Annotated in this window: 25 protein-coding genes; 3 read left to right on the top strand and 22 right to left on the bottom strand. The window is 33.3% G+C overall.

Translation table 11 applies throughout. The features are described from left to right. Window positions 1-115: 115 nt before the first annotated feature. Window positions 116-451 carry a hypothetical protein gene (locus tag DN394_RS19100; protein WP_098110498.1) on the bottom strand — a complete coding sequence of 112 codons (336 nt, stop codon included), beginning with the start codon at window positions 449-451 and terminating at the stop codon, window positions 116-118. An 11-nt stretch (window positions 452-462) separates the two neighbouring features. Further along, a complete protein-coding gene (locus tag DN394_RS19095) occupies window positions 463-1,632 on the bottom strand; it encodes a ParM/StbA family protein (RefSeq protein WP_000025617.1) in 1,170 nt (389 codons plus the stop codon). A 210-nt stretch (window positions 1,633-1,842) separates the two neighbouring features. Here DN394_RS19095 and DN394_RS19090 point away from each other — a divergent pair, with 210 nt between their 5' ends. Beyond that, the gene (locus DN394_RS19090; protein WP_149294129.1) at window positions 1,843-2,244 is read left to right on the top strand and encodes a hypothetical protein; all 402 of its coding nucleotides are present in this window, start codon (window positions 1,843-1,845) and stop codon (window positions 2,242-2,244) included. A gap of 139 nt (window positions 2,245-2,383) precedes the next feature. Here the strand turns inward: DN394_RS19090 and DN394_RS19085 are convergent, their stop codons facing one another. The 9 genes from DN394_RS19085 to sleB all read right to left on the bottom strand — a co-directional run bounded on the left by DN394_RS19085 (window position 2,384) and on the right by sleB (window position 9,054). Next, the gene (locus tag DN394_RS19085; RefSeq protein WP_149294128.1) at window positions 2,384-2,968 is read right to left on the bottom strand and encodes an SMI1/KNR4 family protein; all 585 of its coding nucleotides are present in this window, start codon (window positions 2,966-2,968) and stop codon (window positions 2,384-2,386) included. Between the two features lie 91 nt (window positions 2,969-3,059). Then, window positions 3,060-3,488 (bottom strand): hypothetical protein, encoded by a 429-nt coding sequence (locus tag DN394_RS19080; protein WP_000514636.1) that lies wholly within the window; start codon window positions 3,486-3,488, stop codon window positions 3,060-3,062. Window positions 3,489-3,577: 89 nt separating this feature from the next. Next, a complete protein-coding gene (locus DN394_RS19075) occupies window positions 3,578-4,114 on the bottom strand; it encodes a DUF1697 domain-containing protein (protein ID WP_149294127.1) in 537 nt (178 codons plus the stop codon). 1 nt (window position 4,115) lies between these two features. After that, a complete protein-coding gene (locus tag DN394_RS19070) occupies window positions 4,116-5,198 on the bottom strand; it encodes an aromatic acid exporter family protein (protein ID WP_149294126.1) in 1,083 nt (360 codons plus the stop codon). A gap of 109 nt (window positions 5,199-5,307) precedes the next feature. Further along, window positions 5,308-5,805 carry a GNAT family N-acetyltransferase gene (locus DN394_RS19065; RefSeq protein ID WP_098209042.1) on the bottom strand — a complete coding sequence of 166 codons (498 nt, stop codon included), beginning with the start codon at window positions 5,803-5,805 and terminating at the stop codon, window positions 5,308-5,310. A gap of 26 nt (window positions 5,806-5,831) precedes the next feature. After that, window positions 5,832-6,188 (bottom strand): hypothetical protein, encoded by a 357-nt coding sequence (locus tag DN394_RS19060; protein WP_060486748.1) that lies wholly within the window; start codon window positions 6,186-6,188, stop codon window positions 5,832-5,834. A 107-nt stretch (window positions 6,189-6,295) separates the two neighbouring features. Continuing rightward, window positions 6,296-6,892 (bottom strand): YhcN/YlaJ family sporulation lipoprotein, encoded by a 597-nt coding sequence (locus tag DN394_RS19055; RefSeq protein WP_048547299.1) that lies wholly within the window; start codon window positions 6,890-6,892, stop codon window positions 6,296-6,298. A 26-nt stretch (window positions 6,893-6,918) separates the two neighbouring features. Next, window positions 6,919-8,259: a germination protein YpeB gene (gene ypeB, locus DN394_RS19050; RefSeq protein ID WP_149294125.1), complete on the bottom strand. Its 1,341-nt coding sequence runs from the start codon at window positions 8,257-8,259 to the stop codon at window positions 6,919-6,921. Between the two features lie 15 nt (window positions 8,260-8,274). Further along, window positions 8,275-9,054 carry a spore cortex-lytic enzyme gene (sleB, locus tag DN394_RS19045; RefSeq protein WP_001249054.1) on the bottom strand — a complete coding sequence of 260 codons (780 nt, stop codon included), beginning with the start codon at window positions 9,052-9,054 and terminating at the stop codon, window positions 8,275-8,277. 144 nt (window positions 9,055-9,198) lie between these two features. Here sleB and DN394_RS19040 point away from each other — a divergent pair, with 144 nt between their 5' ends. Next, the gene (locus DN394_RS19040; RefSeq protein ID WP_046959612.1) at window positions 9,199-9,531 is read left to right on the top strand and encodes a DUF3889 domain-containing protein; all 333 of its coding nucleotides are present in this window, start codon (window positions 9,199-9,201) and stop codon (window positions 9,529-9,531) included. Window positions 9,532-9,678: 147 nt separating this feature from the next. On the opposite strand, the gene DN394_RS19035 is transcribed toward DN394_RS19040, so the two are convergent. The 4 genes from DN394_RS19035 to kynU all read right to left on the bottom strand — a co-directional run bounded on the left by DN394_RS19035 (window position 9,679) and on the right by kynU (window position 13,504). Beyond that, a complete protein-coding gene (locus DN394_RS19035; RefSeq protein ID WP_149294124.1) occupies window positions 9,679-10,596 on the bottom strand; it encodes a serine hydrolase domain-containing protein in 918 nt (305 codons plus the stop codon). Between the two features lie 117 nt (window positions 10,597-10,713). Continuing rightward, window positions 10,714-11,553 carry a tryptophan 2,3-dioxygenase gene (gene kynA / locus DN394_RS19030; RefSeq protein WP_149294123.1) on the bottom strand — a complete coding sequence of 280 codons (840 nt, stop codon included), beginning with the start codon at window positions 11,551-11,553 and terminating at the stop codon, window positions 10,714-10,716. A 32-nt stretch (window positions 11,554-11,585) separates the two neighbouring features. Further along, window positions 11,586-12,215 (bottom strand): arylformamidase, encoded by a 630-nt coding sequence (kynB, locus tag DN394_RS19025; protein WP_149294122.1) that lies wholly within the window; start codon window positions 12,213-12,215, stop codon window positions 11,586-11,588. A 2-nt stretch (window positions 12,216-12,217) separates the two neighbouring features. Further along, window positions 12,218-13,504, bottom strand: a complete 1,287-nt coding sequence (gene kynU / locus DN394_RS19020; protein WP_149294121.1) for a kynureninase — start codon at window positions 13,502-13,504, stop codon at window positions 12,218-12,220. Between the two features lie 159 nt (window positions 13,505-13,663). Here kynU and DN394_RS19015 point away from each other — a divergent pair, with 159 nt between their 5' ends. Beyond that, window positions 13,664-14,275, top strand: coding sequence for a TetR/AcrR family transcriptional regulator (locus DN394_RS19015; protein ID WP_046959616.1), 612 nt, complete (start codon window positions 13,664-13,666; stop codon window positions 14,273-14,275). A gap of 270 nt (window positions 14,276-14,545) precedes the next feature. Here the strand turns inward: DN394_RS19015 and DN394_RS19005 are convergent, their stop codons facing one another. The 7 genes from DN394_RS19005 to DN394_RS18980 all read right to left on the bottom strand — a co-directional run bounded on the left by DN394_RS19005 (window position 14,546) and on the right by DN394_RS18980 (window position 19,021). Beyond that, window positions 14,546-14,785 (bottom strand): DUF3953 domain-containing protein, encoded by a 240-nt coding sequence (locus tag DN394_RS19005; RefSeq protein WP_060486740.1) that lies wholly within the window; start codon window positions 14,783-14,785, stop codon window positions 14,546-14,548. A gap of 21 nt (window positions 14,786-14,806) precedes the next feature. Continuing rightward, a complete protein-coding gene (locus tag DN394_RS19000; RefSeq protein WP_149294120.1) occupies window positions 14,807-15,052 on the bottom strand; it encodes a DUF3977 family protein in 246 nt (81 codons plus the stop codon). 112 nt (window positions 15,053-15,164) lie between these two features. Beyond that, on the bottom strand, window positions 15,165-17,015 hold the full coding sequence (locus DN394_RS18995) for a sigma-54-dependent Fis family transcriptional regulator (RefSeq protein ID WP_097916896.1): 1,851 nt from the start codon (window positions 17,013-17,015) through the stop codon (window positions 15,165-15,167). A gap of 123 nt (window positions 17,016-17,138) precedes the next feature. Further along, window positions 17,139-17,312, bottom strand: coding sequence for a hypothetical protein (locus DN394_RS29035; protein ID WP_001220675.1), 174 nt, complete (start codon window positions 17,310-17,312; stop codon window positions 17,139-17,141). Between the two features lie 17 nt (window positions 17,313-17,329). Then, on the bottom strand, window positions 17,330-17,668 hold the full coding sequence (locus DN394_RS18990; RefSeq protein WP_149294119.1) for an NIPSNAP family protein: 339 nt from the start codon (window positions 17,666-17,668) through the stop codon (window positions 17,330-17,332). 27 nt (window positions 17,669-17,695) lie between these two features. Beyond that, complete coding sequence (locus DN394_RS18985) at window positions 17,696-18,238, bottom strand: GNAT family N-acetyltransferase (RefSeq protein ID WP_149294118.1); 543 nt, start codon at window positions 18,236-18,238, stop codon at window positions 17,696-17,698. Window positions 18,239-18,250: 12 nt separating this feature from the next. Next, entirely contained in the window at window positions 18,251-19,021 is a 771-nt protein-coding gene (locus DN394_RS18980) for a DeoR/GlpR family DNA-binding transcription regulator (protein WP_097994143.1), read from the bottom strand. Window positions 19,022-19,212: the final 191 nt, after the last annotated feature.

Raw genomic sequence — 19,212 nt, 5'->3', positions numbered from 1 at the left:
TAACGAATAGAAGGGGCACATCCATTATTTGTGCCCCTTCTATTCGTTATATGTAAAAAAGCCCATCACTGTATCCGTATGTATAGTGATGGGCAATACTTATTTTTTTCTATGTTTAAAAAAACGGACAATCTAATTGATCAACAGATTCCCATGATTTTTTTTTTATATTATCGGTGGATTTATTAGCTTCTAGTGGCACATTTTTAAAGGGATTTACTTCGACCTTTAATAAAGATGATGGCTCCACGTATAATGAGAAAACATGGCTATTTGGTATAGCTTTTGACACATCAATATCTCCTACTTGTTTAAAGAGTTGCTGCGCTGCAAAGAAAAAGAAATTGGTTGGGTTTGATTGTTTATTCAGCCATGCAATCATTTCAGGTGATACTGATTTATGAATATTGATTTTTACTCGATCACCACGTTTATATCGCCTAGATCGCATACTTCCACCAACTAACTTATCGTTAAGTTTGTAAATCCTAACTCTTTTTGCTTATGCTCTCTATATTTTGGCGAACAAGTGTAGACTAATAATCCACGTGCATTTGTAAATAATGGATTATCTACAAAGATTACATTTGTTAGTCGTCCTTTTTGTTTTAAAATCATTTTTAAACTGTTTTTAATAATTACTGCCCCCCCGCCATAAATAAATACGTATGGATCGTCTTTCATGTCATCAATTTTGTTTATGATATCCGTTGCGACACGCGCTGCTAAACCTAATAATGCTGGCTGTGATTCTTCAACTAGTAACGCATTTCTTGGGTGCTTTTCATTTAAATAAATTTGGTTAAATTCTGTAATACTATCAATCGTCTTTGTTGGATATTTCCGGTTCCATCTTGTAATAATTTGTAGTAACGTTTCTTTCACACCGTACGATAAGCCCTTACTTAGTTGTGGTCTAAAGTTCACACCTAGTGAAACTACTTCTTCTGTCGTCCCTGCACCAATATCAAAAGACAATAAAGTTTTATCAACAAAATCAATTTCTGAAACTTGATTTTGTTCACATTCTATTTTATGTTTCACAACATTTCCTTCTTCATCATATACAATGCCCCACGTACCAGAAGCGCCCTCAGGCAGGCATTTACAATATTCGATTGAAATATTAATTGTCACATCACGTCCGTTAGGATAATGGAACACAACCTTATGATTGCCCATATAACGTTTCGCATTTTCCGCAGCTATTTCTTGTGTAATAAGTTGCATAGGAAGAGCAACAGATAAATCATAACGAATATTAATATGACTTGAAGTTGGACTTTGACGCATAGCACTTACTGCTAAACCAGATAGAATTGTAATAACCATTAACTCATCAGTTGACTTATTTGATTTCTTCTCAACCTCAGTGCCTTTTAATTGATCTTGAATGACTTTTTCCCCAACGATATACCGCACGTTATTTAACATTAGTGATGGAGAACTAATGGTCACGTCAATGTGATTTTCTAATTCGGATAATGAAACATCACTCTCATCTAACAATCCTGTAGGCTCTCCTATATATAAAGAATATATACTCGGAATAAAAATAGGGTCTTGCCCTTTCACCATTAACTTCAAACCGTTATTTCCTGCATCAGCACCAGCTTTTAATAGAATAGACATAACTACCCCCTAAATTAATCTGACATCCCTTCCAAATATATGCGAGCCCATTCTTTTACATTCAAATGTAATGTAATTTTTTATTAATCATAAAAACAAAATATCATGTTCTTGCACCATTTATGTAAAAAGTATTTGACATAAAACTTTTCCAATTTTATACTATGGATGTAAAGAGTTTTTTACAACTATGGAGGTGTTATTTCTAATATGAATCGCAAAAATTCCATTTTACTAACAATCGTTTTATCGTTACTTGGAGTACTTATACATGGAGTCTATAAATACATCTCTGAAGGTGCGATTTTAGGTGGAACAATCTTCGCAAGTGCAATAATAATTAGCTACCTCATCAATCATATTACGTGGGGAGATCCAAACGGAGTATCAGAAGAAAGCAAAGATGAAATGGGACAGCAAATCCAATATAAAAGTTTTAAAATTGCTTATTTTGTACTTATATGTCTTATGTTTTTTGTTTTACTATTATCAGAAGGATTTGCATTCCTATTACTCGATGAAATAAAGAACCTTCCTCTTTTTATCGCACTTTGCTCTTCATTCTTTATTTATCCTATTGTCGAACTTATAGTCGCAAAACAATATAAATAAAAAGATGAGATTTTGTAAAGTGATAATAATGTTATTTAATTCTGATTAAAAAATATAAGAGCCTCGCTACCAATCATATTGTAGTAAGGCTCTTTAAAGTTGTTTAATTTCTAACCTTTTAAATGAGTTTGTAGACAAATTATTGAGATTCTTCTTCTAGAAAATTAAAATCACCAGCAATTAGATTCAGTAAATACTCATCAAAGCTGTTTGCAATCACTTCATATTCATCAGGGTCGTGCAAAAAACGGATTATTTGACCACATACACCTTCATCAGAAGGGTTAAAATCAATATAGAGTCTTGATGTTCCACCATTGTTCATACAGTCTGAAAAATGAATATAAGTGCCAGGGAGAAGTCCTTGTGGATTTATCTTAGAATCAACAGCATCCTCGTCATCTTGGTATTCTAAAAGATAGGATACGTCTTCTTCTTCTTTTGAACTTTCGAGCATCTGCAGTGTAGAAAGCAAATAATATGGATACTCGTCAACATCTGAGCCTAAAATACATACCGCAACTTTGTTTTCTCCATATTTCCGCCAATATGTACCATCGATATTTTCAAGTAAAGAGATTAATGATTCTGGACAATTCGGATATTTCAACCTTAATATATCAATATCCTCTTTTGTAGCACCGCATGCTTTATTTAGTGCTTCGAGATCATCTGTTGATAATGCTGCTCTCAAGCCGTTTAAAAATTTGTTTACCAAATCCATTATTTTATCCTCCCAATAATCAAATATAAATTTTTTAGTCTATATACCTAACATAAATAAGATTTGGCCTTTACCTGTTTTCACATCTAATTTAATTAGTACCATTACGCTCTAGCTCTTCTCGATTAAAGTATTGTTCTAGTAACTCTTTACCTGTTTTGATTGTAGTATAGTACTCTCCACCATACAGTTTCCCTTCTGATGGATTGTGAAAATCTTCGTATTTCTTGAAGTCTTCATTTTCTTCAAATGATTTCTTTGCAAGGTCCATATCTTCTGCTTCTATTTTAGCAAACAATCTACCTATATCGAATACCCCTTCTTCATCAATACTCTCTTCTAAAAGGTAGTGTTCCTCTTCCTCTATAGGTGTTAATTTACTTTTTGTTACAGAATATAAATGTTTCGTTTCTTCTACTTGTACCATGATAAAAATCCAACCAACTCTTACAACCGTACATGGTGCCAACCCTTCAAATGTAAATGCAACTACCTTTTGGTCTTTCACAAATTTCCCCATCTTACCTACCCCTCAATTCGTTTATTTTATAATATAACCATAGTCTCTTAAACATTTATCTGCTCTAAGTGAATCTCATCTTTTTATATTTACATTCCTTCAACTATCGTTTTTAATTTATTCACAGTCCGCCAATTCCTAACTGTAGCTGGTGTATGTAGCTTCTGAAACAGACTCATTAATTTAGAATTTCGAATGCTATTTTTGAAAAATAAATACACAACTTTTTCATGTATAAAACAATCTTCAGTCTCATTTTTTTGCTTAAGCAGATGATCTTTTTCTTTTTCAGAAAGTTCATTTGCTAAGAAGGCAACATGTATACTTTCCCCATCTAACAATGAATCGGCTTCATAGGGGCATCTTTTTATCATATTTATAAATTCCTCATGTGTTCTTAACATGACTGGAACATCAAAACCAAAAACGTTTTTCATTTCCGATTGTATTCGTTTATTTAAAAAATCAATATCTTTTTCAGATTCGAACACGATATTACCGCTTTGAATATATGTTTTTACTTGTTTTAACTCTATTGATTCAAACATTTGTTTTAATTCCGCCATTTTGATTACCTTATGCCCGCCTACATTGATTCCTCTTAGTAATGTAATATGAATTGTCATATCAATCTTCCCCATTTAAATGAGCTGAAGAATTGAGTTGATTTTCACTCTCATATTTCTCGGATATTTGTTTTAATTCCTCTAACATATCATGTATAGATAATACCTCAAACAAAATGATAGATTCGCTTGAAAAGTGATGATGATATTGATTTGGTTTACAATGTCCTAAATCATTTTTATAATCCCAAAATTTTTTGTCTAATTCATCAATCAGTTTAAAATGTTCTTCATCTATTTCATTGCAATTATTTCTTAATATAGAAATTACAGAATGAACCGTTCGCTGTAATATCTCTTTTTTATTTTGTGACCAGTCCCATGTTTCAATTGGTGCTCGAGCTAAATTATCTATATGATAAATAATTTGCTGCAATATATGGAGTTGCTTCTGCATGGCTAAAAAGCTTCTCATTTCCTTCTTTGTATGTCGATGATATTTCCAATCTTTTTGCTCATATTGAACAAATTGTACCGCTTTATGTAATGATAAATTTAAATTAGATAGATTATGAGTTGTCTCTTTCGTTATAACTTTCCCTTCAATTAATGCATTAAGCCATTCCTCCATAATATTTGCCGTTTTAACAAATAGCTCCTCTGTACATCCCAAAATGGTTTTAAGGTAGTGTGGTGGAAAAATGAAAAAATTCACTAAAGTAGATACTATAATACCAGTAGATGTAGTAGCTAATCGAATTAAAAATGTAGTGAAATAATGATCTGCCGTAATAGGGATCATTGCAACGGCAGTTAATGTTGCGACTAACGTTCCCGCATGTAACTTTAGTTTTTGACATGTAACGATTGTAAACATCGCTGCTAACGCATAAGAAAGAGCCTGATGACCTAGGGAAAATGTGAAAGTCATTGCATACGCCGATCCAATTGTTGAAGCTGGAAAACGAATTAGCCCTTTTTTTATAGAATCCGTTGCAGTTGGCTCAATCGTTACAATAGCCGTGATGACAGCAAAAATAGTGGGTATATTGAAAAATTCACAAACTAGAACTGTAAGAAAAACTGCTATTCCGGTTTTTATCACCCTTCCTCCAACAATATTCCATTTTCTAACTTGATTCATTTTGTATTTCCTTCATTTCTATTTCATTTATATATATACTCTACATTATATAGCGTACTAAATAAAAAAACTTACTACTTTGTTATGCAAGAGTAAGTTTTTCTCCTCATTATTTTATGATAGGTAAATGCATTATAATTTGTTGACCAATTGGTCCCATTCTTCTAAAGCCTTTATCTTGGAAGCCGACTTTTTCATATAAATTTTGTGCAGGAACATTTTTTTCATTCACAGCAAGTACAACTTCATTTTTCATCGGAAAATAACGTTTTACAAACTCTTGTAATAAAGCCAATGACTTTTTAGCATATCCTTTTCTTTGTCTATTTTGATTTATAGAAAACGAAGTTAAAAGTAGAGCGTTTTCATTATCTGTGAACTCCTGTACTCTATCTCCCGTTTGCAAGGCGAAAAGACCAACAGGTACCCCATTGTAATCTAAAATAACAATCACATTTTTTGTTCGATCACTTTTTGCTTTCTCCAATAATTCACCTGGATCTGATGTGAATTGAACTTGTTCACTTGGTAAAGTAAATGTTTGTATAACTTCTTTATATTTCTCCTTATACGGAACTAATTGAATTTCCCCTGTATGTATGTTCATGCTAAACTCTCCCATTTTTCAACTTATTAACTTAAACCTTGCTGCGCTTTTGAATGCACTTTTCCATCTAAAAAGGTAATTTCAACTAATGAAGTTGGATCGCTTCCCTTCCATGAAAAAATTTGTTTAATTTGTGTAGAATCTTCTACACCTTCTTCTATAAGTAAATTACCATCAAAACCAATTACATCTTTCACTTCAATATAAGTCATTCCTTCATTTATATTCGAGAAATGATTTATATTTATAGACTCTTTCTTCTCACTTTCCAACACAGTAGAAGAAGTCGCTGTTTGTTTTTTCATTTCTTTCTTTTGTTCACACGCTGTCATACTGAAACCTAAGCATAAACTACATACTATTAATGCGCTTTTTTTCATCATAACAGTTGTCCCTCCCATCATAATTAAACCATATATTCCCTTAAAAATAAACTGAATATTAAATATTATATTAAAAAATCCCCGTACAATTAAGTACGGGGTTAACTTTATTTATTCAAATGATTATTTGATTGGTCATTCTGTTCTTTTCTTAGTTCTTGTTCTTCATCTTTTGGTAATTGTTTATCATTATCTTTAATTGGATTCGTTTCTCGATTTTCAATCATGTCATTTGGAACTTGTGGCATTACTCGGCCAACAATTGCTGCTAACTCATCAAGTATACCTTCACCTGTTTTTCCTTTTTTTATTTGCTTTCCAATTTGTTTGAGTCGTTCATACGTATCAACATCCGCTACAACGACTGCATTAGCACCATCCGGATCGTTTTTTAAACTTTCTGCCACAGAGTATTTAATGGACTCAACACGAGTTCGATCGAGTTTCGCTTTTACATCAATACCTACAATAGCATATTTGCCGACTACTACGGCTGTTGCATCATTTACACCTGGCACACTTGCGGCTAAAGATGCTAAATGATCCGCTGCTTTTTCATTTGGCTTATTTGGTTTGTTTGTATAATTAACATTTTTCGTCGAAACATTTTTTTGCTCTGGTTTTTCGTTTGGATTATCCTTTTTTCCAATACTGCATCCTGTTATAAAAAAGCAAAGCATCAACATATATATTAAGATTTTCATTATTCTCACCACTTTACTATTAAAGTTTAATCATAAATTTTTTCAACAGCTTGCATTTTCTTCACTTTTTCCTCTGCTCCGCTATTTGCATTAATGAAAATTTGGTACGTATCTTTCCCTAAAGTACCTACAAATTCATAGCAAAGTACTTCATTATGCAAATCATTTACTACGACTGCTTTACGTTCTTCCATAACTTTAACATCTGGATTAATTTTCTTTCTTGCTTCTGCTGCAGTTAGCTTTGCTGAGGGAACTGTTCGTTTTTGGTGTGATGCTAAATATTCTTTTGCGGAAAAACCAACGATAGAACCATCATCTAAAGCAATTTTCATTTGGATTGCTTCTGGATAAATTCGTATACCATTCTCATTTACTACATACGTAAATACACCAACATTATCATATTGTGAGCTATCAAAAAGCTCCATATTATTAAACTTGTGGTCCTTTAAGAAGGTCAAACCTTTACTTCCTGCATCGTTTAAACTAATTTTCTGTTCTTTAATTTCTCGGTTATTCATAACCCAAATTGGATATCCGCCTTTTCCGGTAATATCCATATAAAACTCATTATTCGTTGCTTCGTCTTTAATTTTCACACTATAAAAAGATTCTTTCGCACCTTTTCCGCTTTTCTCAACATCTACTTTTTCATTTCCTTTTAAGTTCAAAAACGATTTTGCAATTTTCGTTGCTTCATCTTTAGAGATTGCTTTCCCCTCTGCTTCAAATCCACCTTTTTTATTTTTTTGTGCACTAGTAAAGGTCGGTCCGAAGTTTGTAGATGAATACGATGTTACGTTTTTCTCTACTGTTTTTAATCCGTCAATAATTGTATTGTCTGCAGGATCACGATTTGATGCGAGTGCCATCTCAACATCCATCCAGCGTAAATTATTTTTCAAAACAAGATGTTGCACTTTTCGTAACTCATCTTGTATATTTCCTGCATTTGAATATAAAGTTTCCAACGTTTTGTATTCTTGATTATTTAACGGTTCTTTTTCTAAATCACGAATGGCTGCACGGTAACTAAAATCACCGATATTTGCTAAAAATTCTTCCGTTTTATTAAAAGGCATTAATGTTAAAGGCAGTTGTCCTACATCCGAACGAGCTACAGATGTTATTCTCCATACGTCTGCTAATGCAGGTGATAAAGATGCACGTGAATTCATCGCAAGCGTTGTTCCAATTTTGTCGTGCAATAAATCAACCTCATACGCTAAATCATGAAACGCACGTTGATAGCTATTTTCTGCTCGAATTAATACTGCATTCTTCTCTTGGTGTTCTTTATAGCCCCAATATCCAGTTCCAACTACACCGATTGTTAATAATACGATTACAATACCTCGTAACACAATTCCACCTCCGCTCTATTTACAGAAAATATGTTTCCCGATCTTTTTAATTTGTGGACGAGTCCAAATCCATTTACTTGTTGCGGTATCTGGATTGAAATAGTACAATGCATTTCCTGTTGGATCCCATCCATTAACTGCATCTAATACAGCTTTTTTCGCTGTTTCATTTGGCGTTAAATATATTTGTCCGTCTGCTACTGCTGTAAATGCTCTTGGCTCAAAGATTACACCCGAAACGGTATTTGGGAATGATGCACTTGTAACTCGATTTAAAATAACCGCAGCTACTGCAACTTGCCCTAAGTACGGTTCACCACGAGATTCTCCATATACTGCGTTTGCCATAAGCTGAATGTCATTTTGAGAATAACCATTTGGAACATTTGTCCCTTTATTTTGAGATGGTTTATTTTCTTGTGCAGTACCACCACTATTTCCTTTATTCGTTGTCGTTCCTTTATTAGCTGTTGACTTGTCATACTTCGTTGCTTTTACTAGCATTTGCTTCGTTTTAGCTCCAGCTAAACCATCAACAGGTAATCCAAATTTCTCTTGAAAATTTCGAAGTGCCCAGTATGTACCCCATCCGAAAACACCATCCACTTTTCCCGTATAAAATCCGTTATATTTCAAACGAGATTGCAGTTCAATGACATCTTCGCCAGATGCTCCTCTTTGAATGACTTGATTAGAAAAAGCTTCAACATTTTTTAGTTGTATACTACTGACCATCAAAGATAGTCCTATGAACGCAAGTAAAACTGCTATTTTAAAAATAGCTTTTTGGCGCATGATTTTCCCTCCTTAATTATGTAAATGATTTCTTGGTTATGTTTTGTAAAAGCCTCGCTTTTATGTAAAGAAGACAAAAAAATCCAAACTCATATCGTTGAAAAAATATGTAAACAATATAAAAAAAGATAAAAGGAGTTCATCATGAAAAAATTGTTAAAGCGTATCGCACTCGTCATTTTGTTCATAACTACATGTTCAAATATATATACTGTCCCATCAATTGTTCATGCGCAGCCTCCGTATGCCAAATGGGGGAAACTTGCTGTAGAAAAGACGAAAGAACAATACCCAAAAGCGGAGATTATTGATTACCTTCATATAGGTAGAAAACCGAAAACCGTTCAAATAACAGTTGAAAAATTTAAATTGTGGCTACGTGAAGATGGAAAAGAATATGGTGTTTTTGTTGATGTAGAATTTGAAACGAAAACGGAGAAATTTATAAAGATGTCATTTCAGAAGACGAGTAGATAAAATGAAAACCCCACTGTTTATATTTTAAACAGTGGGGTTTATTTTACATTTATTTATAAATTAAGTAATAAGGTTACGAAACGCTAGAAGATTTAATCGTAATCTAAAAGTAATATCATTTTTACACTCCTCATACATGCTGTTTCATTAAATGTGATTAGAATGCTCATGTACATGCTCAATAAATAATTTCAATGGAACGAGTCCGCGTTTTGGCATATGACTACTTATTACAACAACAAGCTCTAACTGCGGAATGATAACGATGTATTGTCCGCCATATCCCATAGCAAAATACATACAATACGGTATGTGAAATCTTTCGTTATTCAATACCCACCAGTGATATCCATATGCCCCGACATGTTCATACGTTTCAAATAGAGGTGTACTTGATTCTTCTAACCATTTCGATGATACAATTTCATTCCCCTGCCAATATCCATTCTGCAAACATAATATTCCGAGCTTTAATAAGTCTTTAGATTTCATTTTCATACCGAAGCCGCCGACATGTATTCCTTGGGGATCTTGCTGCCACTCATATTCAGTAATTTCTAATGGATCAAATAAATATTTTTTCGCAAACTGTTCTGTCGGTATTCCAGTAGCTTCTTGAATAATATAACTAAGTAAATGTGAAGACCCTGAGTTATAATTCATTTTTGTAGCGGGTTTTTCAATTATTGGTTTTTCTAATATATACTGCACCCAGTTTTCCGATTCTACAAAATCATTTGGGAACACTACTCCATTTCCGAACTCTTTCCAATCCTCACCTGTTGTCATCGTTAATAGATGATAAATTGTTAATTCGTTTTTTTCTTCTGATATATTTGGAATCCATTCTGTAATCGGTGTATGTATATCATTTATATATCCTTTATCGATTGCAATACCTACTAATATGGACACAATACTTTTTGTAATCGAATTTATTTTATATAAATTACTTGCACATTCTATCGTTTTATAATATTCATTTGTTAGCTCACCTTTTTGATAAACGAGAAATGTATTTACTTTTTTCTTTTCAAATTTATTTTCTAGTTGCTTGAAATCCAACACTTTACCTCCAATTAAATCATTACCTTATTTATTATATCTTGTAGCTTTAATTAAAACATAAATGTGTTCAAATAAAAAACAAACCTGCCAGTAATAAACTGACAGGTTTGTTTTTTATAATTTCGTACGAACATTCCAAAGCTCTGGGAAGAAACATTGATCAAGTACCCTTTTCAAATAAGATACACCAGAAGATCCACCTGTTCCCATTTTATGACCAATAATACGTTCTACCGTTTTCATATGACGGAAACGCCATTGTTGTAGCCAGTCTTCAATATCGATTAATTTTTCAGCAAGCTGATATAAGTTCCAATATTTTTTCACATCGGCATACACTTCTATCCATGCCGCTTCTACCGTTGCATCTTCTTCATAAGGCTGCGTAATATCACGGTTTAACACATCTTTATGAATAGGGAATCCTTCTTTTACAAGAGCTTGAATTGCGACATCATACAAACTTGGTGTATGTAGCGCTGTATGAAGGCGAGCGTGTAATTCTGGATCTTTTTCATAAATTTTTAATGCGTGAGGCGTTTTATAGCCAAGCGCATACTCAATCATACGATATTGATACGATTGAAAACCAGAAGCTTGACCGAGTGAATCACGAAACTCAATGTACTCTGATGGCGTTAATGTCGCAAGAATATCCCAAGATTGAATAATTTGCGACTGAATTTTTGATACACGTGCTAACATTTTAAAAGCTGGTTGTAATTTATCATTTTTAATAGATTCAATCGCTGCGTTTAACTCATGTAAAATAAGCTTCATCCAAAGTTCACTTGCTTGGTGAATCACGATGAATAACATTTCATCATGATGATCTGATAATCTCTTTTGAGAAGATAGTAAACTATCTAATTGTAAATACTCCCCGTACGTCATATTCTCTTTAAAGTCCGTATGAATTCCTTTTTCCATAATTACCTTTTCGTTTTCTTTCATATTAGCCAAACGCCCCTTTTATATAATTCTACTTATATTGGTCTAATAACTGCTCGAACTGGACTTCCATCTGCATCTGTTAAGGCAAGTGGTAATGCGATTAATTCATAATCGCCGTCTGCTACATGATCTAGTACGACATTTTCTAAAATGTGTATACCATGTTTAAACAATTGGTGATGCGCTGCTAATTCTTTATCGTCTAATGGATCTACTGATGGTACATCTACCCCAATTAAACGAATTCCCTTTTCAGAAAGAAATGGTGCTATATCAGCACGTAAATGCGGGATTACATCTGGGAATTCATTCGCTTTACCATGTGAAGCTGTGCGTAACAACAAGCGTTCTATGCCTTCTAAATGAAAGGTTTCTAATTCCTTTTTCCCAATGCTTTCAAGATTAGAAACATCAATGATCCGCGCTGGACCGACATAAACTTGAACATCTAAATCTATTACTTTCTTTCCATCATTATCAAAATGAAACGGTGCGTCAATATGAGTACCTGTATGAATACTCATCGTTAACTTTCCGACATTTACTGAGCCACTCTCTTCTTTTGACCATGAAACTTCATACGAGAACGGTGTATCACCTGGCCAAGTAGCAATATCATTATTTAGCGGTTGTGAAATATCAATCCACTCTGAAGCTTTCATACTTATGCCACAACCTCTCGCTTATTTTCAAACTGCTTATACTCTTCATCTTTCATAATTTTCTTTAATATTTGTACAGATTTCCACACTTCTTCGTATGTGTTATATAAAGCGACCGGCGCAAGTCTTACTCCATTAGGTGCACGGAAATCAGGGATCACTCCATTTGCTTTTAGCGCTTTACATATGCGCGCTGCTTCTGCATGTTCTAAATAAATGTGCCCGCCTCGTTTTTCATCTTCTAATGGATTTCCAATTGTAAATCCAAATTCTTTTAATTCATGATCAATTAAATTAAGCATGTATCTTGTAATATGTAGGGATTTTTCACGTAAACGTTCTATTCCAGCATCTTTAAATATTTCAAGGGAACCGATTAAAGGTGCTATACTTAATACGTGCGGTGTACCAATTTGATAAGCACCTGCATGATCAGCAGCTGTTAATGTATGTTCCATATCGAACTGCTTATCTTTTCTAGAACTAAACCAACCTGATAAACCTGAAAGTCTATTAAAATGATTTTTATTTACATAAAGGCCCGCAACTCCACCAGGTCCTGCATTTAAATATTTGTAATTACACCAAATTGCGAAATCAACATTCCATTCATTGAAATGGTGCGGAATAGAACCAATTGAATGGCATAAATCGAATCCGATATGAATACCACGCTTATGTGCTTCCGCTGTTAAACGTTTCATATCAAGAATTTGACCGCTTCTATATAGTACAGAAGGTAATAAAATTAACGCGATATCATCTGTCATTGCGTGAATAATATCATCTTCAGAAAGTGTTCTACCATCTCGGCTCTTCACTCGTACTAAATGCTCATCTGGATCTAATCCTTTTAAACGAATTTGACTTTGAAGTGCATAAATATCTGATGGAAATGTTAATTCATCAGCAAGAATTTTTGTACGTATTCCTTTCGGTTCATAAAATGTCGCAATCATTTGGTGTATATTCGTCGTCGTGGAACCGGTTACAATTGTTTCTTCCGGTAAAGCTCCAATAAGAGGTGCAGTCAATTCACCTAATTTCTCTGAAAGGAAAAACCACGGATGCTCACCTTCAGTCCAGCCGTCAATTCCATACTCTTTCCATGAATGTAGCAACGTAAGTAACGATTTCTCTGCTCTTTTTGAAAGTAGTCCTAATGAGTTTCCATCTAAATATATTGTTCCTTCTTTTTTATAGAATTCAGTTTGAAAATCTTTCAGTTCATCATGTTTATCACATTCAAGCGCATATTCATAAGTTGGTTGAAATGGTTCTTTATACATGGTGTCACCTTCTTTTAATTTTCTTTTTATTCTAACTAATTGAAATATATCACCTTAGTTGATATAACGTCAATGATATTATGTCAGTTGACTTTATATATGCATTTCTTTTACAATACTGTTATATTTTCAGATATTTCAGTATAAGGAGGTGATTCTTTGAAAAACAATACTCTTTCATCAAGAAAACACCGCTCCTTAGAAACAAAGAAAAAACTATTACACGCTGGTTACACTATTTTTATACATAACGGATTTCAAAAAACGACAATTACACAAATTATTAAACATGCAGAAACTGGTTATGGAACGGCATATGTATACTTTAAAAACAAAGATGATCTCCTCATTGTTTTAATGGAAGATGTCATGAATCAATTTTATGATATTGCTGAGCGCTCCTTTTCACCTCAAACGAAAGAAGAAGCACATAAAATGATTCAAAATCAAGTTAGAGCATTTCTACAACTAGCAGAAAAAGAAAGAGCTATATTGCAAGTTGTACAAGAAGCAATCGGATTATCAAAAGAGATACGTCAAAAATGGGACGAGATACGGGAACGCTTTATAAAAAATATTATGCAAGATATTACATACTCTCAAGAAAGTGGATTAGCTCATACTGAATTAAATGAAGAAATTGTAGCACGTGCTTGGTTCGCGATGAATGAGATGTTTCTTTGGACGATTGTGAAAAATGATAAAGAATTAGAATTAGGAGAAATTGTGCATACATTGACGGAAATGTATACGACTGGGTTATATAAATAGCACACTCATTTATATAGGTGTGCTATTGTATGGTCTATAAAAATATTTTATCTGGTTATGATGATGCTAAAAGTGTTTTTTTAAATAACGGGAATGTTTTAGCAATATTTCCAAGGTAAGAAAAGCGAACATAGTCTTACCACATCTGAGATTGCTTATTGGATAACAAAAAGATTTTGTATTGATAAAGAAATGTACCAAACAGCAACTACTATTTTTAATGAGAAAACTTCAAAAAATAAGCTGTTACTCAACATGTTAAGTAACAGCTTATTTTAAATATTTCATTAACGATACAGCAATACAAAATAGCGATGTAAGTAAAAGTAACAGCCCCATATCCTTATTCCCTTTTTCCCCCTTCTTAACGTTTTGTATCCCCATACCAGCTAGCATAAAACTTAATAATAATTGCAAAATAAGCATACTTTGCTTCGAATCATCATTCCAACTGTAAATAGAATAGCCCATTACAATAATAGCGAGTATGAATGTAGTAATTCTAATCATAAAAACACCCCCTATTTAATACTATTGTTTTAACCTACTTACAATCCCAACTATAAATTTATATTCAATCCTCCTCTTTTTAACTTTCTTAAACCCTTCTTTCGTATCAAAAATAAAACACGCTTTCCGAAACCAAATCCGTACATATAAAGACTCAAAATAAATAGGTTTTATAATTCCTCGTTCCTCAAATTCAGTTCCATCTTTATTTTCAGTTTCCGTTCGAACGAACCATTTATTTCCGATGCCAATTTCAATATACTTCACATAAGTCCACCTTCCGGAAATTAATTTCTAACTATTCTATTATTTCCCTGGCAAGCGCACATTCCGACAGAACATGAGCCCACAAAGAAAAAGTAGATTACAAAAATCTACTTTATATCTTATATTTTTGCATTCGTTTATAAAATGTACTTCGAGGAACATCTAATAGTTTTGCAGCTAATGAAACATTTCCATTCGTCTTTTCTAGCGCTTCAATCATACTATCACGCTGTATTTTTTCACGGAAATTTAATGTATGTTCTGTTTTATTTTCTGTTTGCAATTCAAGTTGATGTTGATTTCCCATCATTGTTTGTAATAAAAAAGAGATTTGTTTTTCGCATATTTCCCGTCCTTGCGACAAAATGTAAATCCGTTCTAACACATTTAATAATTCCCGAATATTTCCGGGCCATGTATGCTGTGAAAATTGATTACAAATACTCTTTGGGAATACAACATTCCAATTCTTTCGTTCACAAAAATCTTGTATGAAGTACGGAATATCCACTTTTCTTTCCATTAACGATGGAACATATAGCGGATAAACATGTAACCGATAATATAAATCTTGACGAAATTTCCCTTCTTCTACTAATCGCAGTAAATCTTTATGTGTCGCTGTAATAATACGAATATTTACTGGTACTTCTTTTGAACTGCCAATCGGGGTTACTGTTCGTTCTTGTAAAACACGCAATAATGCTACTTGCATCTCTGGCGGCACTTCACCAATTTCATCTAAAAATATTGTTCCACCGTCTGCTTGTTCGAATTTCCCTTTATATCCTTGGCGCCGCGCACCTGTAAACGCACCTTCAGCATAACCGAATAATTCACTTTCCATTAATTCTTTCGGCAATGAACCGCAGTTAACAGCTATAAAAGGACCATTTTTTCTTGGACTATTTTCATGAATCGCTCTCGCTACATATTCTTTCCCTACACCTGTTTCACCACAAACATATACACTAGCGTCAGTTGGAGATACAAGCTTAATTTCTTCTAAAGTATGTTGAAATGCATTGCTTGTCCCAATAACTCCAGGGAAAGTAATTCCGTTTACAAATGGGGAAGTAGAAAATAAATTCTCTCGCTTATTTTCTTTTACATAAATACATTTCCCGATCATTCTTTCATTACTATATACTGGTACTTCTAATTTAGGTTTCAATCCATTTCGCATTAAATCTTCAAGTTTCATTCGTGACCAATTAGAAACTCGCTCTCGAACCTTCTTGCTTGCAGAAACGATAACATCACGATGATTACAAATGACAACTTGTTCATCACTGTCAATTACATCTAAAAAACGATGGATTAAATGTAATTCATTTTGATGCACTCGAATACTACATTCACGTTCAATCGCATGTGCAATCGAGGTTACCATCCCGAGCATATACGGATGTGAAAATTCAATTGGACAAGAGAAATCTAGAACTCCAATTAATTTCCCGTCATCATTATGAATGGGAGCGGCCGCACAGCTCCAGTTATGAGATGCGACAGAATAATGCTCTGTACCACTTATCATAATAGCCTCTTCAATCTGTAACGCGGTTCCTATCGCATTTGTACCAACAGCTGCTTCCGTCCATTTCACACCTTCAATGAAGTTAATATGTTTCGCTCGTTTTAACGTTTGTTGATTTCCACTTAGCGATAGAACGTAACCGTCTGGATCAATTAATAATGCCATCATTTGCAGTTCATCAATGGTTTTCCTCATATTTTGTAATTGAGGTATTGCTATATCAAGGAAGATTTCACTCTTTTTCTTTTGATCCTGAAAAATATTAGAAGACAAAATTTTCTGACCTTTATTCATATGAGGATTCACATTTGCTTGTTTACATCGATGCCATGACTCTGAAATTCTTTCGTTTATACGGTTCGAATCAAGGACTCCTTCATCAACAAACTTTTTCCATGTATGTAAGTAAAACGGTGAAGCTAACATTGTATCATCTCCCTATTCATTGTTTTGGAGATCTGTAAAAACATACTTTTATTATAAAACTGAATAAAAGCGTTTTCAACAAAACTAGAAAGACGACACAAATATGTTAATAATTTGAATATCCTAATTCGCTTCTTTATTCTTTTTTAGTAAAACTATATTTTGTATAATGGACGCAAAGAAAATACATAACCAAAACCACTTTTGTGGAGTGCCGTTTATAAAGAAAACTATCACCGCTATTGCAAATAAAATGGTAGATGCTAAACTAAAATATAATTTTGGTTTAATTCTCATTATCCATCACTCCTCTATCACTTTACAGTACATATTAACTCTTCATTTTTTAACTCTACTATGTACTTCTGTAAAACATATTCTCTTCCGCCATGTTTTTCATACCAATCATGTATTCTTTTAACATGCATCTTATCACTTCTAATTTTTGATTCAATTTCTTTATACTGTTCATAACTATCATATTCCCATATGGCAAACACTTCAGTCGTGTCATTCTTATTATCTTTCATCCAGCGCCCTATTAGCCTAGAGCCATGTTTTAACTGATTAGGTAAGTTCGTGTTATTGAAAGGATCATTAAATATTTTAATAAATTCATTTTTTACTATATAGTACTTTCTTCTATAAAACATACATTTCCCCCTCTTTTATGAACAGACTCAAATACACCTTCCCATTACAACCGTATTATAATACTTCCTATCCGAAAGCCTTTTATCATTTTTCAAAATACCTTCTACTTCAAAACCTAATTTTTTATAAAGTTGAATAGCTTTTTCATTTATCTCTAACACTTGCAATGCTATCTTTTTCACTTCATTTTCATCAGCCCACTGAATAGATTGTTGCAATAGACTCTTACCGATTCCATATCCCCAAAATTCTCTTAAAATACAAACACCAAATTCCACCTTATGGGATAATCTCTTCAAATTTGATCCTTCACATCTTGAAAATCCTGCGATTCGGTTGTCCACTTCTGCAACTAAAAAAAGATTTTTCGTCTCTTCACTATCTGTTTTAATTATTTTTTGAAAACCTATCTTATCTATAAATCCCTCTCCAGCTTCTCTATCCATATTTTCAGTTTCGCCATCGATCTGAACTCTAATTTCCGATAACTGCTCAGCATCCGTTTCAGATGCAGAACGAATTGTATAAGTTAATCCATTTATATAAAACTCTTGTTCTTTTATAATCATTACAAACTCCTTTTAAATGCAGTCTATTGATGCTATCAAAATTTCTTTGCCTTGTTTCTCAAATTGTTGAATCGTTTCTTTACTAGTCTCTTCATCTGTTATAATAAGGTCAATTTCTCTCAGTGACTCTCCTTTTATAAAGCAGTCTATTCCGAGTTTAGTATGAGGAGCTAAACAAATGTTTCTTCTAGCAATTTTACTTACTGTTTTTCCAAAATAAGCAACTTCTGGCGTTGCAGTACTTATACCGTTCAATGAAATGCCACCACCTGTAGAGAAATACAGATCAATAGAGAATCTACTTATCATTTCAGAGGCAAGTGTATCTGTCATATTTCCTGATGGTTTCACCTTTCCACCAATTAAGTACGTATCAATGTTCTTATATTCCCGTAACGTACTAGCAATTTCTAAAGCATTCGTAATCACTGTAAACGATGTTTCAGGTAAATATTTTAACATAGTATAATGAATAGAGGCCCCGCCAATAAAAACGGAATCTCCTTCTTGTATGTAGGATGCAGCAACTTTTGTAATCGCTTCTTCATCTAGTGAACTATCACGATAACGTTTCGATGGTTCAGCAGCTAAATTCCTTACTCTAGCAAGTTCGATTGCACCTCCATGTGTTCTTTTTAACAAGCCATCCTTCTCCATAATAGACAAATCTCTTCTTATAGAATCAATAGACATATCGAAACTTTCCGCAAGATCTTTAGCAATTACCCTTCCATCTTTCTTCAGTAACTCTAAAATTTTTTCTCTACGCTCTTCAGTAAACATGTTCCCACCACCATTATTGAAGATTCAGAAATTTAATCTTTATTTTAATTATATGCACGCCTCTTCCGTTTTACAATATTTTCAATTCTTATTTATTCCGTTTTATACAGTATTCTCCCTCTTTCTATCCTTTTTAACTTGAAAACTTCACTAAAATAATTAAATAATATGTATTTATATATATAGCAAAG

Origin of the sequence: Bacillus sp. BB081 (genome assembly GCF_008368895.1) — a bacterium.
GTDB lineage: Bacteria > Bacillota > Bacilli > Bacillales > Bacillaceae_G > Bacillus_A > Bacillus_A wiedmannii.
The sequence above is the reverse complement of the archived record's forward strand: the minus strand, read 5'-3'. Positions and strand labels throughout refer to the sequence as shown.